The organism is Pantoea dispersa (assembly GCF_014155765.1).
GTDB lineage: Bacteria > Pseudomonadota > Gammaproteobacteria > Enterobacterales > Enterobacteriaceae > Pantoea > Pantoea dispersa.
The window spans coordinates 48,442-63,986 of record NZ_SCKT01000001.1 but is presented as its reverse complement, the minus strand read 5'-3'; the positions used below and the strand labels follow the sequence as shown (position 1 = coordinate 63,986).

14 protein-coding genes are annotated in these 15,545 nt (G+C 58.0%); 7 read left to right on the top strand and 7 right to left on the bottom strand.

Annotated features, from left to right (window positions below):
- Nucleotides 1–6: 6 nt before the first annotated feature.
- Entirely contained in the window at nucleotides 7–798 is a 792-nt protein-coding gene (gene kdgR / locus H7K56_RS00330; protein ID WP_150360565.1) for a DNA-binding transcriptional regulator KdgR, read from the bottom strand.
- 162 nt (nucleotides 799–960) lie between these two features.
- Between kdgR and H7K56_RS00325 the strand changes: the two genes are divergently transcribed.
- Nucleotides 961–2,343 (top strand): MFS transporter, encoded by a 1,383-nt coding sequence (locus H7K56_RS00325; RefSeq protein ID WP_058774591.1) that lies wholly within the window; start codon nucleotides 961–963, stop codon nucleotides 2,341–2,343.
- A 41-nt stretch (nucleotides 2,344–2,384) separates the two neighbouring features.
- Here the strand turns inward: H7K56_RS00325 and htpX are convergent, their stop codons facing one another.
- The 4 genes from htpX to msrC all read right to left on the bottom strand — a co-directional run bounded on the left by htpX (nucleotide 2,385) and on the right by msrC (nucleotide 6,814).
- Complete coding sequence (htpX, locus tag H7K56_RS00320; protein WP_021510018.1) at nucleotides 2,385–3,266, bottom strand: protease HtpX; 882 nt, start codon at nucleotides 3,264–3,266, stop codon at nucleotides 2,385–2,387.
- Between the two features lie 210 nt (nucleotides 3,267–3,476).
- The gene (gene prc, locus H7K56_RS00315; protein ID WP_021510017.1) at nucleotides 3,477–5,516 is read right to left on the bottom strand and encodes a carboxy terminal-processing peptidase; all 2,040 of its coding nucleotides are present in this window, start codon (nucleotides 5,514–5,516) and stop codon (nucleotides 3,477–3,479) included.
- Nucleotides 5,517–5,536: 20 nt separating this feature from the next.
- Complete coding sequence (gene proQ / locus H7K56_RS00310) at nucleotides 5,537–6,217, bottom strand: RNA chaperone ProQ (RefSeq protein WP_010616374.1); 681 nt, start codon at nucleotides 6,215–6,217, stop codon at nucleotides 5,537–5,539.
- 96 nt (nucleotides 6,218–6,313) lie between these two features.
- The gene (gene msrC / locus H7K56_RS00305; protein ID WP_058774590.1) at nucleotides 6,314–6,814 is read right to left on the bottom strand and encodes a free L-methionine (R)-S-oxide reductase MsrC; all 501 of its coding nucleotides are present in this window, start codon (nucleotides 6,812–6,814) and stop codon (nucleotides 6,314–6,316) included.
- Between the two features lie 218 nt (nucleotides 6,815–7,032).
- On the opposite strand from msrC, the gene yebS reads away from it, so the two are divergent.
- The 3 genes from yebS to rsmF all read left to right on the top strand — a co-directional run bounded on the left by yebS (nucleotide 7,033) and on the right by rsmF (nucleotide 12,417).
- Entirely contained in the window at nucleotides 7,033–8,277 is a 1,245-nt protein-coding gene (gene yebS / locus H7K56_RS00300) for a membrane integrity lipid transport subunit YebS (RefSeq protein ID WP_150360566.1), read from the top strand.
- Nucleotides 8,246–10,879: a PqiB family protein gene (locus H7K56_RS00295; protein WP_150360567.1), complete on the top strand. Its 2,634-nt coding sequence runs from the start codon at nucleotides 8,246–8,248 to the stop codon at nucleotides 10,877–10,879. The genes yebS and H7K56_RS00295 overlap by 32 nt, the downstream gene beginning before the upstream one ends.
- A gap of 113 nt (nucleotides 10,880–10,992) precedes the next feature.
- Complete coding sequence (gene rsmF / locus H7K56_RS00290) at nucleotides 10,993–12,417, top strand: 16S rRNA (cytosine(1407)-C(5))-methyltransferase RsmF (RefSeq protein ID WP_150360568.1); 1,425 nt, start codon at nucleotides 10,993–10,995, stop codon at nucleotides 12,415–12,417.
- 6 nt (nucleotides 12,418–12,423) lie between these two features.
- On the opposite strand, the gene H7K56_RS00285 is transcribed toward rsmF, so the two are convergent.
- Nucleotides 12,424–13,071: a metallophosphoesterase gene (locus H7K56_RS00285; protein ID WP_127834766.1), complete on the bottom strand. Its 648-nt coding sequence runs from the start codon at nucleotides 13,069–13,071 to the stop codon at nucleotides 12,424–12,426.
- A 251-nt stretch (nucleotides 13,072–13,322) separates the two neighbouring features.
- Here H7K56_RS00285 and H7K56_RS00280 point away from each other — a divergent pair, with 251 nt between their 5' ends.
- Nucleotides 13,323–14,054, top strand: a complete 732-nt coding sequence (locus H7K56_RS00280) for a class I SAM-dependent methyltransferase (RefSeq protein WP_058774587.1) — start codon at nucleotides 13,323–13,325, stop codon at nucleotides 14,052–14,054.
- A gap of 234 nt (nucleotides 14,055–14,288) precedes the next feature.
- Here the strand turns inward: H7K56_RS00280 and H7K56_RS00275 are convergent, their stop codons facing one another.
- Entirely contained in the window at nucleotides 14,289–14,459 is a 171-nt protein-coding gene (locus H7K56_RS00275; protein ID WP_165899336.1) for a hypothetical protein, read from the bottom strand.
- 387 nt (nucleotides 14,460–14,846) lie between these two features.
- Here H7K56_RS00275 and H7K56_RS00270 point away from each other — a divergent pair, with 387 nt between their 5' ends.
- Both H7K56_RS00270 and H7K56_RS00265 read left to right on the top strand, forming a co-directional pair.
- Nucleotides 14,847–15,077, top strand: a complete 231-nt coding sequence (locus H7K56_RS00270; protein WP_150360569.1) for a hypothetical protein — start codon at nucleotides 14,847–14,849, stop codon at nucleotides 15,075–15,077.
- 75 nt (nucleotides 15,078–15,152) lie between these two features.
- The gene (locus tag H7K56_RS00265) at nucleotides 15,153–15,545 is read left to right on the top strand and encodes a YgiW/YdeI family stress tolerance OB fold protein (RefSeq protein ID WP_058757753.1); all 393 of its coding nucleotides are present in this window, start codon (nucleotides 15,153–15,155) and stop codon (nucleotides 15,543–15,545) included.

The following is a 15,545-nucleotide window of genomic DNA, read 5'->3' as shown; positions in this document are numbered from 1 at the left end:
CAGGATTCAGAACGGATAGTCGTAATAGCCCATTTGCTCCGACACCTTACGCGCGGCACGATGCAGCATCGCCACATACTCTTTTTTTGCCGGTTCGGAGAAGCGCACCGTCGGAAAAGAGAGGCTCATGCCGGCAATCACCACGCCGAAGCGATCAAACACCGGTACCGCCAGACAGCGAATCCCCGCTTCCTGCTCTTCATTATCCTCACCAAAGCCCTGTTGCCTGACCTGATCCAGCACCGGGAGCAGCGCCTGCGCGCTGACGATAGTGTTAGCGGTACTGCGACGGAATTCCACTTCACGCAGAATGTCGTTCACCTCCGTGCGCTCACGCCACGCCAGCAGCACTTTGCCAATGGCGGTACTGTGCAGCGGATTACGCCGGCCGATGCGCGAATACATGCGCAGGTTATACAGCGAGTCAATCTTGTGGATATAGACGATGCTGTCCTCTTCCAGCGCGCCGAGATGAATGGTCTCTTTGGTCTGGCGCGACAGTTCGCGCATCTCCACATCGGCGCTGCGAATCAAATCCACGTTCTGCAGCGCGTGCGCGCCAAGTTCAAACAGCTTGAGCGTCAGCGAATATTTTTCGCTCTCGCCCTCCTGCGCCACATAGCCGAGCGATTTCATGGTCTGCAGAAAGCGGTAGACCGTGCTTTTTGACATCATAACCCGCTGCGAAAGCTCGGTGATGCCGTGATCGCGCTCTTCACCCAGCGCCTGCAGAATGCCAAACACTTTTATCACTGATGATACGGCATCCGGCTGTTTATCGTTATCGCGGCTCGCCATGCGGGACTTCCTTAACGCTTTTGCAAAAAACGCCAGTATAGAGGTTACAGCCGGACGGCGGCAACGACACATCCACTTGTAATTTTTGTCCATTAATGCGGTGATTTCAGGCAGAAAATTGATTAGCATGATGATATTCACTTACTTCACTTCTCCCTGTTTATGTCTCCTACCGTGTCTCAGGATGGATTACCCGTTCCACAGCGCTACGGCGCAATAATTACCATTGCGCTTGGCATCATGATGGCAGTGCTGGACGGCGCGATTGCCAACGTGGCGCTGCCGACCATTGCGCGTGAGCTGAACGCCAGCCCGGCGGAATCGATCTGGATCGTCAACGCCTATCAAATCGCTATCGTGATTTCGCTGCTGTCGCTGTCGTTTCTTGGCGATATGTTCGGCTACCGGCGCGTCTATCAGGTCGGGCTGGTGCTGTTTGTGTTCACCTCGCTGTTCTGCGCCCTCTCCTCTTCGCTGAATATGCTCACCGTGGCGCGCGTGCTGCAGGGCTTCGGCGGTGCGGCGCTGATGAGCGTCAACACGGCGCTAATCCGTATTATTTACCCGCAGCGCTTTCTGGGACGCGGCATGGCCATCAACTCGCTGATCGTGGCGGTCTCCAGCGCCGCCGGTCCCACGGTGGCGGCGGCGATTCTCTCTATCGCCAGCTGGAAATGGCTGTTCCTGATCAACGTGCCGCTCGGTGTGGTGGCGCTGTGGCTGGCGCTGCGCTTCCTGCCAGATAACACGCAGAAAGCGAAGCAGCAGAAATTTGATGTGCCGAGCGCCATCATGAATGCGCTGTTTTTCGGCCTGCTGATTTCAGCGCTGACCGGCTTCGCGCAGGGAGAAAACGGCTGGCTGATTGCGGGTATGCTGCTGGCGCTGCTGCTGATCGGCGTGGTGTTTGTGCGGCGTCAGTTGGCGATGCCGGTGCCGCTGCTGCCAGTAGATTTGCTGCGCATTCCGGTGTTTTCGTTGTCGATCGGTACCTCGATCTGTTCGTTCTGCGCACAAATGCTGGCGATGGTGTCGCTGCCGTTTTTCCTGCAAAACGTTCTGGGCCGGGATGAGGTCGCGACCGGCCTGCTGCTGACGCCGTGGCCGCTGGCTACCATGGTGATGGCACCGATTGCCGGCCGTCTGATCGAGAAGTTTCATGCCGGGCTGCTGGGTGGGCTGGGGCTGGCGCTGTTTGCCGCCGGGCTGTTTCTGCTGGCGCTGCTGCCTGCACAACCCACGGATGCCGATATTATCTGGCGTATGATGCTGTGTGGTGCCGGCTTCGGGCTGTTCCAGTCACCCAACAATCACACCATCATCTCGTCGGCTCCGCGCCAGCGCAGCGGCGGTGCCAGCGGCATGCTCGGCACCGCGCGACTGGTCGGGCAAAGCACCGGCGCCGCGCTGGTGGCGCTGATGTTTAACCTGTTCAACGACAGCGGCACGCATGCTTCGCTGCTGCTGGCCGGGACCTTTGCCAGCGTGGCGGCGATCGTCAGTATGCTGCGCATGACGCAAAGCCGTCAGCCGGCAGAGTCATAAAAAAGGGCGCCCGCAGGCGCCCTGTTCATTTTCTATGTGGCTTACTTAAGGTAGGCACCGCTGCGCAGCGCTTCGATACGCTTGTCGAGCGGCGGGTGCGACATAAACAGCTCGCTCAGCGATTTACCTTTTCCGTTAATACAGAACGCCATCATGCTGCTGGGTTCCTGCGGTTCGTAGCTGGTTTTCAGGCGCTGCAGCGCGGCAATCATCTTTTCACGCCCCACCAGCTTCGCAGAACCGGCGTCGGCGTGGAATTCGCGATGGCGCGAGAACCACATGGTGATGATGCTGGCGAGAATACCAAACACCAGTTCCAGCACCGTCGCCACGGCAAAATAGACCAGCGGATTGCCGTTGCTGCTCTCTTCACCGTCGCGGTTGCCGGACAGGAAGCCAGACGCCACCTGCGCAATGATACGAGAAATGAAGATCACGAAGGTGTTCACGATGCCCTGAATCAGCGTCATGGTGACCATGTCACCGTTCGCGATGTGGGCGATCTCGTGCGCCAGCACCGCCTCCGCTTCGTCGCGGCTCATGTTCTGCAGCAAACCGGTGGAGACCGCTACCAGCGAGGCGTCACGGCGTGCGCCGGTGGCAAAGGCGTTGATATCGGGCGCGTGGTAAATCGCCACCTGCGGCATCGCAATGCCGACCTGCTGAGCCTGGCGGCCGACGGTTTCCATCAGCCAGCGTTCCGTCTCGTTACGGGGTTGTTCAATCACTTCACCGCCGACCGAGCGTAACGCCATCCATTTGGACATCAGCAGTGAAACAAACGCACCGCCAAAGCCAAACAGACCTGCCATAATCATCAGACCCTGAACACTGCTTGACTGGATTCCTGTCAGACTCAGAATCAGTCCGAATACCAACATCACCGCCAGGTTGGTGACCAGGAAAAGCGCAATACGCATCATAAACGTTAATCTTCCTCAGTTGTGCTCGCGCTCATGCGCGGATATACATCCTATGTCCATTGTGGCGCTTTTCAAGCGACCTTAATCTTTAAGTGCCTAAAAAGACATAACTTTACATTTGGTAATGTGAGCAGCTGCCGCCTGCCGGGCAGTGATTTCAAGGCAAAAAAAAGCACCGCCGCAGCGGTGCTGTGATTTCAGGCCGAAGGGTTACTTCGCTGCCGCCGGCGCTGGCTGATCTTTTTCCAGCTGGGCCAAATCGTTAGCAATTTTCACCGTTTCATCCAGATATGGATCCGGCTCTTTGTAGTCTTTCGGCAGATCGTCCAGGCTCTTCAGCGGCGCTTTGCCCTCCGCCTGGTAGCGCGCATTGATACGTTCCAGACGCAGCGCATCCTCTTCGTGGTTCTCTTTCTCGCGCTGGGCCAGATTGAGCGACACGATGTTACGCTTGTCCTTCATCGCGTTGAAACGCGCAATGTCTTTCATGATGTACTGGAACTCGCGATCTTTGGCGATGCGATCGGCGTGCTCTTTGGTCAGCTGCGGCACCAGCGGCGTGATATCGCCGGTTTTGGTGTAGGTCGCCGCGTTGATGCTGTCCCACGGCAGCGCGTTATCCTCAAACTTCTCGCCGGTCTCTGCTGCTTCCACACCGGTCGGCATCAGCAGGTCTGGCGTGACGCCTTTCCGCTGAGTACTGCCGCCGTTGATGCGGTAGAACTTCTGAATGGTGTACTGGACTGAGCCCAGCGCTGGCCATTCCGGACGCAGCATCTGATCGTAGATGCGGTTGAGTGAGCGATACTGCTGCACCGTGCCCTTACCAAAGGTCGGTTCGCCGACAATCAGCGCGCGGCCGTAATCCTGCATCGCCGCGGCAAAGATTTCCGACGCCGAGGCGCTGAAGCGATCGACCAGCACTACCAGCGGACCTTTGTAGTAAACGATGCCGTCGTTGTCGCTGTCCTCACGCACGCGACCATTATTGTCACGCACCTGCACCACCGGACCACTCGGAATAAACAGGCCGGAGAGCGATACCGCTTCGGTCAGCGCGCCGCCGCCGTTGGTACGCAGATCGATGACGATGCTGTCGACATTCTGCTTCTGCAGTTTCTGCAGCTGCACTTTCACATCATCGGTCAGGCCAACGTAGAAGCCCGGGATATCCAGCACGCCGACTTTCTCTTTGCCGACGTTGTGCACGGTGCCCTTCACCGCGCGATCTTCCAGACGGATTTTCTCACGCGTCAGCGTCACGGTACGGGTTTTGGTGCCCTTGCCGGCTGGCAGGATCTCGAGGCGCACTTTGCTGCCCTTCGGCCCTTTAATTTTGGACACCACGTCATCCAGACGCCAGCCAATCACATCTTCCATTGGCTTGCCCGGCTGGCCGACGCCCACAATGCGGTCGCCCACGCTGATGGATTTGCTCTTGGCCGCCGGACCACCGGCGACCATCGAGTTGATCACCGTGTAGTCATCATCCATCTGCAGCACGGCACCGATACCTTCCAGCGACAGGCTCATTTCGGTATTGAACTGCTCGGTGTTGCGCGGTGACAGATAGTTAGTATGCGGGTCGATTTCATGCGCGAACGCGGTCATAGCCAGCTGGAACACATCTTCGCTGTTGCTTTGTGCCAGACGACGGATGGCAAAGTTGTAGCGCTTGGTCAGCGTCTCGCGAATCTCTTTGTCATCTTTCCCGGCCAGCTTCAGGCTCAGCTCGTCATACTTCACCTTGGCATCCCACAGCGCGTTTAGCTCATCTGTGCTTTTCGGCCACGGTGCTTTGGCACGATCGATATCGATGGTGTCATTGCCGGTGAAGTTCATCGGGCGGTTCAGCACGCTGAGCGCATACTGATAGCGCTCGAAGCGGCGCTTCTGCGCCAGATTATAGAGATCGTAAAACACATCCAGCTTGCCGCTGCGCAGCTCATCACCGAGCGTGGTTTTCTTGTCGGCGAATTGTGCCACGTCCGACGCCAGCAGCACGTTATGGCTGTAATCGAGCAGATTCAGGTAGCGGTCAAAAATTTTCGCCGAAAAATCCTGATTCAGATCGAACTGACGATAGTGAGAGCGGGTGAAACGCGAAGTGACGCGTTCACTGACGGTAGGATGCTGTGCTTCTTCGTGTAACTGGGGAATCTGGTCGGCGCGGGTAATGTTGTCCGCGCCAAAGGTGGGGCCTGCCAGCAGCAGGCCCGCGATCATACCGATCTTAAAAATGCTGTTCATGCCAGGGTCGGGCCTCCGTTTCAGAACTGCAAGTGTTCTGCGCGCACAATCATTGCCAGGCCGGAAGCGAGCTGGACCCGGACGCCATCTTTGGTAATTTCCAGGATGGTAGCGTCCATTGCACTTTTGCCTGCTTTGACTTTGATGTTTTGACCCGCTTGCAACGTTGAAGTGTCAGTGACGGGTTTTGCCCGCGGTGGACGCGGAGCAGCCTGACGCTCACCGGCCGCAGCACGCGGTGCCTGTGGACGTGGCTTACGCGGTGCGTCACCCTCCGCCGCTTTACGGGCAGCAGGCTTGCGCGGACGACGCTCAGCGGTCTCTTCACCGGCTTCACGTTTTTTCGCTTTTTGCTGCTCGCGCTGCGCCTGCACGCGCGCTTTGGCTTCTTCCAGCTGCTTGCGCGCGTGTTCTACGTGCTGCTCATCCAGCACGCCACAGGCGTTGCCGTCGAGATCGACACGGGTGGCACCGGCTTTAATGCCGTAAAGATAACGCCAGCTTGAGGTATAAAGGCGTAAGGCCGAACGCAGTTGCGTCTTGCTCAGGCTGTTTTCGCCCTGAACGCGCTCCACCAGATCCTGAAAGATACCGATTTTGAGCGGACGCGCTTCACCTTCGGCGCTAAAGCAGTGCGGAAAACGCTGCGCCAGAAAGGCGATGACTTCTTTACTGCTGTTCAACTTAGGTTGATTTTCCATGAAATTTCCTGATTACAACGGGTTTGCCGACCAGAGCAGGCATGAACAGGCGACATTATAATGACAACATCGCCAAATGCTATGTGATCCAGTCGATTAGCTGCGCGTCAGCTGAAGAAATTTTTCAATGTCGCTGTTCGCCAGCACTGCACAAAGCCCGTCGGTAAGGGCTACCAGCCCCGCTTCATCCTCGCTATCGAAGCGAGAATAAACCGTACTGTCGATGTCGAGAACACCGACCATCGTGCCATTCACTTTCAGAGGAATCACGATTTCCGCGTTACTGGCGGCGTCGCAGGCAATGTGCCCCGGGAAAGCGTGCACGTCTTCAACCCGCTGCACGCTATCCTCCGCAACCGCGGTGCCACATACTCCTTTACCCACCGGAATGCGTACGCAGGCGATTTTGCCCTGGAACGGCCCCAGCACCAGTGTCTCCGGCTCGGTCAGCAGATAGAAGCCTGCCCAGTTAACCCCTTCCAGGCGTTCAAACAGCAGCGCACTGCAGTTGCCCAGCGCCGCCAGGAAAGAAGTTTCGCCCGCTAACAGTGCGCGGACATCGCGATTTAAATCCTCGTAAAAGGCTTTTTTGTTCATTGTTTAACCATAACTCATCACTGGCGTGACCTTGTTGTCACTCAGTTGTTAAAATAAGCACTAATAATCCAACCCCACAAGGTGAATCATTGTGTTAGTTACTATACCCTTAGCACGCTATGCTTGAGACTATTCTCGTACCATAGATTGATGCAGACAGACGAGCTCTGCTCCGCATGCCGGTAACTGTAACGAACAATGGGCCCCTTGCGTCATTTATGAAAATTCACGCCATCAGCCAGACGTTGCCCCACGCACGTTATCAGCGTTGCCCGCAATGCGATACCCTTTTTTCCTTACCGGATGTGAAATCGCATCAGTCGGCTTATTGCCCGCGCTGTCATGCCCGTATTCAGAACGGTCGCGACTGGTCAATGACGCGGCTCACCGCCATGGCCGTCACGATGATCGTACTAATGCCGTTCGCCTTCAGCCTGCCGCTGGTGGATATCCGCCTGCTTGGCATGCGCATCAACGCCAGCCTGCTGGAGGGCGTGCTGCAGATGGCGCAACAGGGCAACGTGCTGACAGCCGCCATGGTGGCGTTTTGCACGATTGGCGCGCCGGTGACGCTGGTGGCTGGCATTTGCTATTTGTGGATTGGCCACGCGCTCGGCATGAACCTGCGCCCGGTCCTGCTGATGCTGGAGAAACTCAAAGAGTGGGTCATGCTGGATATCTATCTGGTCGGCGTGGCGGTGGCATCGATTAAGGTGCAGGATTATGCCGCGCTGGAGGTCGGCTACGGGCTGGTCGCCTATATCGCGCTGACCATTATGAGCCTGCTGACGCTGATTCATCTCAACGTGGAGGAGCTGTGGGAACATTATTACCCGCAGTCGGTGCCGCACGAACCGCCCGAGCAGTGGCAGGTTTGCCTGAACTGCCACCATACCGGTATGCCCGATGAACGCGGACGCTGCACGCGCTGCCATACGCCGCTCGATTTTCGCCGCCGCCACAGCCTGCAAAAATCCTGGGCGGCGCTGATCGCCTCGATTGTGCTGCTGATCCCGGCTAACCTGCTGCCGATCTCGGTGGTGTACGTCAACGGTGCGCGGCGCGAAGACACCATTTTCTCCGGTATTCTCGGCCTCGCCTCCGGTAACGTGCCGGTGGCCGCGGTGGTGTTTATCGCCAGTATTCTGGTGCCGTTTACCAAGGTGTTAGTGATGCTGACGCTGTTGCTCAGCATCCATTTTAAGTGTGAACAGGGTTTGAAAACCCGCATCCGTCTGCTGCGCGCCGTCACCTGGGTGGGCCGCTGGTCGATGCTGGATCTGTTCGTCATTGCTTTAACCATGTCGCTGGTCAATCGTGACCAGCTGCTGGCTTTTACCATGGGACCTGCCGCCTTCTACTTTGGCGCGGCAGTCATCCTGACCATTATGGCCGTTGAGTGGCTCGATAGCCGCCTGATCTGGGATGCACATGCAACAGGAAACGCCGACTACACCGACTAGCGCTAATCTGCGTAATAAACGCAAGATTTCGCCGTTCTGGCTTTTGCCCATTATCGCCCTGCTGATTGCCGGCTGGCTGTTATGGACCAATTATCAGGAGCGCGGCACCACCATCACCATCAACTTCCAGACCGCGGACGGCATCGTGCCGGGCCGCACGCCGATTCGCTATCAGGGCGTGGAAGTGGGCACCGTGCAGGGCATTGTGCTGAGCGATGACTACCGCAGCATTCAGATCAAAGCCAGCATCAAGAGCGACATGCGCGATGCGCTACGGGAGAACACCCAGTTCTGGCTGGTGACGCCAAAAGCCTCGCTGGCGGGCGTCTCCGGGCTGGATGCGCTGGTGGGCGGTAACTACATCGGCATGATGCCCGGCGACGGCAAAGAGCGCGATCACTTCACCGCGCTGGACACCCAGCCAAAATACCGGGTAAACACCGGCGAACTGCTGATTCACCTGCACGCGCCCGATCTCGGCTCGCTCAACACCGGTTCGCTTGTCTATTACCGTAAAATTCCGGTCGGCCGCGTCTATGACTACAGCATCAACGGTAATACCGATGGCGTGACCATCGATGTGCTGATTGAGCGGCGCTTTACCAACCTGGTGAAAAAACAGAGCCGCTTCTGGAATGTCTCGGGCGTTGACGCCGATGTCAGCCTGAGCGGCGCCAAAGTGAAGCTGGAGAGCCTGGCCGCGCTGGTGAATGGCGCGATTGCCTTTGACTCGCCGGACAGCGGCGAACAGGCCAACAGCGATCAAAACTATCAGCTCTATTCGGATCTGGCACACAGCCAGCGCGGCGTGCTGATTTCGCTCGATCTGCCCAACGGCGACAACCTGAAAGCCGACAGTACGCCGCTGATGTATCAGGGGCTGGAAGTGGGCACCCTGACCAAACTGACGCTGCTGCCGGGCGGTAAAGTGTCCGGCGAGCTGACGATCGATCCCTCCGTCACCGGCCTGATGCGCAGCGGCACGCGGATTGAGATGCGCGCGCCGAAACTCAGCCTGACCGACACCAGCCTGAGCAGCCTGCTGACCGGCAATACGCTGGAACTGGTCCCGGGCGAAGGTGAGCCGCAGGATCACTTCAGCGTGCTGCCGGCCAGCGAAACGCTGTTGCAGAAGCCGGATGTGCTCACCGTTCAGCTCAGCGCGCCGGAAACCTACGGTATCGACGCCGGACAGCCGGTAATGCTGTATGGCGTGAAGATCGGCCAGGTCATTTCGCGCCGGCTGGATGAAAACGGCATCAGCTTTGTGGCGGCCATCAATCCGGAGCACCGCCAGCTGGTGCACGCCGACAGTAAGTTCATCGTTAACAGCCGTCTCGACGTTAAATTTGGCCTCGACGGCATGCAGGTGCTGGGCGCCAGCGCGCGCGAATGGGTCGACGGCGGTATCCGGCTGGTGCCGGGTGCGAAAGGTCAGCCGTCCAGCCGCTATCCGCTGTACGCCGATTCAGAGCGCGCGGCGGAAGGCATTACCGGCGATCAGCCGCCGACCACGCTCAAACTGACCGCCAACAGCCTGCCGGATGTGCAGGCCGGCTCGGTGGTGCTGTACCGCAAGTTCCAGGTCGGTGAAGTGGTGGATGTGGTGCCGCGCGCCGATGCGTTTGAGATTTCGGTCCATATCCAGCCGCAGTATCGCAAGCTGCTGACCAGCGAAAGCGTGTTCTGGGCCGAAGGCGGTGCCAAAGTCCAGCTCAACGGCAGCGGTCTGACCGTGCAGGCTTCGCCGCTGAACCGCGCGCTGAAAGGCGCAATCAGCTTTGATAACCTGACGGGCGCGCAGGCAGCGAAAGGCGTTAAACGCGTGCTCTATCCGTCAGAGAGCGCCGCGCGTGCGGTGGGCAGCCAGATTACCCTGCACACCTTTGATGCCAGCAAACTGTCGGCCGGCATGCCAATCCGCTATCTCGGCATCAACGTCGGTCAGGTGGAGTCGCTGGCACTGAGCCAGGATAACAACCAGGTGGTGGCGAAAGCGGTGCTCTATCCGGAGTATGTGCAGGACTTCGCGCGCATCGGCAGCCGCTTCTCTGTTGTCTCGCCGGAGATTTCGCCCGCCGGCGTCAATCACCTGGAAACGCTGCTGCAGCCGTATGTGAACGTGGACCCGGGCAAAGGCGCGCTGGCGCGCAGCTTTGAGCTGCAGGAGAGCACCATTACCGACTCGCGTTACCTCAATGGGCTGAACATCTATGTGGATACCACCGAAGCCGGTTCGCTGTCGATTGGCACGCCGGTGCTGTTCCGCGGTGTAGAAGTCGGCACGGTAACCGGCACTTCGCTGGGTAACATGGCCGACCGCGTGCAAATCGCGCTGCGCATCAGCAAGAAGTATCAGCATCTGGTGCGTAACAACTCGGTGTTCTGGCTGGCCTCCGGTTATAACCTCGACTTTGGTCTGATTGGCGGCGTGGTGAAAACCGGCACCTTCCAGCAGTTCATTCGCGGCGGCATCCAGTTTGCCACACCACCAACGGTGCCGCTGGCGCCGCAGGCCGGTGCCGACAAGCACTTCCTGCTGCAGGATGAAGCGCCAAAAGAGTGGCGCAACTGGGGCACGGCGATTCCATCGCCAAACTGAGACAACGGGCAGCCTGCGGGCTGCCCGACTTATTTGCGCCAGGGATATTGCGCACGGCTGTACCTGAGCCGGGCTCGGCGTTACACTTCGCCCTCACTTTGTTAGTCCGGTAGATATCCGTGTCCGATCGTTTTCCTGAAGATTTTCTCGCGCTGATGCGCGCCAGCCTGGCCGATGAGGCCGAACTCGAACGCTTTCTCGCCATCAGTCAGCAGCCGCTGCGCCGCAGTCTGCGCGTCAACACGCTGAAAATCAGCGTAGAGGATTTTCTCACGCGCGTGGCGGGCTACGGCTGGCAGCTGACGCCGATTCCGTGGTGTCGGGAAGGCTTCTGGATTGCGCGTGATGACGAATCGCTGCCGCTCGGCAGCGTCGCGGAACACCTCAGCGGTCTGTTCTATATTCAGGAAGCCAGCTCAATGCTGCCGGTCAGCGCGCTGTTTGACGCCGCGCCGGATGCCCGCCAGGTGATGGATGTGGCCGCTGCGCCAGGCTCTAAAACCACGCAGATGGCCGCACTGATGCGCAATCAGGGCGCGATCCTCGCCAATGAATACTCCGCCAGCCGGGTGAAAGTGCTGCATGCCAATATCAGCCGCTGCGGCGTCAGCAATGTGGCGCTGACCCATTTTGACGGGCGCGTCTTTGGTGCCGCGCTGCCGGAACAGTTCGATGCCATACTGCTGGATGCGCCCTGCTCCGGCGAAGGCGTGGTACGGAAAGATGCTGACGCGTTGCGCAACTGGACGCTGGCCAGCACCGAGGCCATCGCCGCCACCCAGCGCGATTTACTCGACAGCGCTTTTCACGCGCTGCAACCGGGCGGCACGCTGATTTACTCGACCTGTACGCTCAATACCATCGAAAACCAGCAGGTGATTGCCTGGCTGCAGCAGCGCTATCCGCAGGCGCTGGAAATTGTGCCGCTCAACGATTTGTTCGCTGGCGCCGAACGTGCGCTGACGCCGGAAGGCTTCCTGCACGTGTTTCCGCATATCTACGACAGCGAAGGCTTTTTCGTCGCGCGGCTGCGCAAAACTGCCAGCGTGCCGCCATTGCCGGCACCGACCTACAAACTCGGTAAGCTGCCCTTCTCACCCGCCAGCCGCAAGCTGGTGGCGGAGGTGGCGCAGGCCGCGCACAAGGTGGGACTGCATTGGGATGAGAGCCTGACGCTGTGGCAGCGCGACAAAGAGCTGTGGCTGTTCCCGGCGGCGCTGGAGAGCTGGCTCAGCAAAGTGCGTTTCTCGCGTATTGGTCTCAAACTGGCGGAAACCTTCCCGAAAGGCTTTCGCTGGCAGCATGAAGCGGTGGTGGCGCTGGCGCAACCGGACAGCGCGCTGGCGTTCGAACTGGACGAAGCGCAGGCGGAAAGCTGGTATCGCGGTCAGGATATCCATCCCGACACGCCGCCCGCGCGCGATGAGGTGATTGTCACTTACCAGCAGCAGCCGCTGGGCCTGGCGAAACGCGTCGGAAGCCGCGTTAAAAACAGCTATCCGCGTGAACTGGTGCGCGACGGCCGGCTGTTCCGCTAACATGCATTACTGCAATTGCACCAGCGTCAGCCTGTTGCCAAATACCGCGCCGGTATCAATGTAGTGCTGATTCGCGGCGTTAAGCGGCTGCTCCAGCGGCGTGTGGCCAAAGTAGAACGCACTGGCACCGGCGATCGGCTGCGAACGACCGCGCTGATGGCGAGCGAGCCGGTCGCGGCTCCAGACGACCTGATGCCAGTCGACATCCTGTCCCAGTGCATAGGCACTGGCAGGATAGTCAGCATGAGCAATGACGATGACGCGCTCCTCGAATTGCAGATGTAATATCAGCGGCAGTTCGGCACAGCGCTTCAGCGCATGACGCGCGGCAATCAGCCGCGCACCGCTCAGCTGCCAGAACCAGTCCCCGCCGTTCATCATCCACAGCATCGGATCGTCGCCCTGCAGCGCATCGAGCGCCATCTGCTCGTGATTACCGCGCACGCAGCGGAACCACGGCTCTTCCAGCAGTTGCAGACAGCCAAGGCTGTCCGGCCCGCGGTCGATTAAATCCCCGACCGATAGCAGCAGATCCTGTTGCCGATCAAAGCCCTGCCGCAGCAGCTGCGCATCAAGCTGCGCGCGGCAGCCGTGCAAATCACCGACCACCCAAATATTGCGCCAGTTATTTGCACGCAGCGTCTGATAAAACATGTAATCTGCCCCGGTTGACTGGAAGTTTAGTAAACCCGGCATAAAGTATAGTCCGGTGAGGGGTAGCCGCGGAGGCATCAGCGTGAGCAGTCGGAAACAGTTTGTTGGCATCCTCGTGATGATTTTTATTGGCAGCCTGCTACTGCTGGAGTCGCTCGCGCGCCTGGTGCATCTGCTTTTTGTTGGCTGAGCGGTGTTTCATACCGCGCTAAACGCTTACACTCCTTTGCGTCTTATTGAAAGGAGTCGCCATGAGTCAGAATATCTACGATAACCCCGATTTTTTTGCTGGCTACGCCACCCTGCCGCGTTCGGTCAACGGACTGGACGGCGCGCCCGAGTGGCCCGCGCTGCGGGCAATGCTGCCTGAACTGCGTGACCAGCGCGTGCTGGATTTGGGCTGCGGCTACGGCTGGTTTTGTCGTTATGCGCAGCAGCAAGGCGCGCGTGAAGTGCTGGGGCTGGATGTGTCAGAAAAAATGCTGGCGCAGGCCGCTGCCATGACCGATCGGCCCGGCATCACTTACCAGCGCGCTGACCTCGAAACCCTGCAGCTCAGCAGCACTTTTGATGTGGTGTACAGTTCGCTGGCGCTACACTATCTCAGCCATATCGACGCCCTGTTTGCCACGATTTTTCATGCGTTACGTCCCGGCGGCGCGCTGGTGTTTTCATGCGAGCATCCGATTTATACCGCTCCGCGTCAGCAGGAGTGGTTCATCGATGATGCCGGGCAGCGCAGCTGGCCAGTCAATCAGTATCAGCAGGAAGGGGAACGGATCAGCAACTGGTTTGCCGCCGGCGTGAAGAAGCAGCACCGCAAGCTGGCAACCTGGATTAACGCGCTGATTGCCGCCGGTCTGGTGATTGAACGGCTGGATGAGTGGGGTCCGGATGTACAGCAGGTAGCGGAGAATCCGGCGCTGGATGAGGAGCGCGAGCGTCCGATGCTGTTTTTGCTGGCGGCGCGCAGGCCGCTGTAAGGTTTTCAGCAGTGGCTGCATCCTGCAGCCCTGTGAAAATTCCCCCCGGCGCTTATCTCCGGCACTCAATCAAGGTGTTAGCTCTGTAAGGGACGGCACCTACTGTAACGCTTAAGATTATTCCGAACAAGTTAAATGATATTAACTATCATTCTCAACTATTGATCTGGTACGCTGTCTGGCTGAGTCAACGGTGCATACCACAATCACACTACTGCTATGGCCAATCTATGCCTAACGCGTGATTAAAAAGATCGCCAGCATAAAACCGACAAACAAACCGGCAAAGGTCAGCAATCCGGTGCGCGGCGTTTTGGCCTGACCGACAATCGCGCCGATAAAAATGCTCAGAATGGTGAGCGTGCCAATCATTACCCAGAGAAGATAGTGTGTATTTGCTGCCATGCGAAATCCTGTTAAGCGGCCATCAATCAATGCGCCCTGTTATACCATTTTTCGCTGTGGCTGGCTGCTGCAAATATCCGCTGCGTTGCGCTCAGCATGCCAATGCATCGTATGTGACAACGTCACTTGCGTATTATCTCACGCAATGTTATTGCGCTTAATAAATGCGCTAATTGAGCAAATAAAGTCCGGCAACAAGGGTACCGACGGAAATAATATGGAATAGCTCAGTCATGGTAGCGACCTCAATTTAAAGCCTGTACGACTCAGTCAAGAACAGCATCTGGCATTCGTCAAATCAGCACCTGCCTGCAATAAGCGCAGCCGATGGCATAAATACCAATCGATGCTTAACTGAATACGTACCCATAAGACAGGAGGAAAGCCATGAGCCAGTCTGCATTAGCCACCTACCTTGCGTTAAGCGACGACGACCTCAATGAGATGGGCATCCGTCCGGACACGCTGTTTAAAGCGCAGCCCGACGATAACGGCGCCGTCGGTTACTATTTCAACGTACCGGACACCACGCCGCAGCGCGTGCTGGGGCAGAAACGCTGGTCGCTGGGCGATCGCATCGACATTCCGGCCAGCGTGCTAAATAACGATTCAGCGTAACGGCTCCCGGGATGCGCGATCCTGTGCCAGGCTTAAGTTATTGTGGAATGTTGCAATCAAGAGGGAATGATTATGATGAAAAAAACGGTACTGGCGTCACTGCTGATGGTGTTTAGTCTGGGCGCTATCGCTGAACAGGGCGGCTTTGAGGGCGGTAAAACCCCGCCACCGCAGAAACAACAGGACGCCGGTTATAAAGGTTCTGAAGACACCGGTCAGACGCATATCGAACAAATTCGGGATTTTCGTCAGGGCGGCTATGTCACGCTGGAAGGTTATATCGTTAAAAAGCTAAGCGGTGATAATTATCAATTCCGCGACAGCACCGGCACCGTGACCATTAAGGCTGCAGCCGATACCTTCAAAGGCAAAACCTATAACGCCGAGGATCAGGTCCGGGTGAGCGGCAAAGTGTATGGCCGGGGCGAAAATACCCGCGTGGATGTTGCACGTATTGAAGAACCTTAA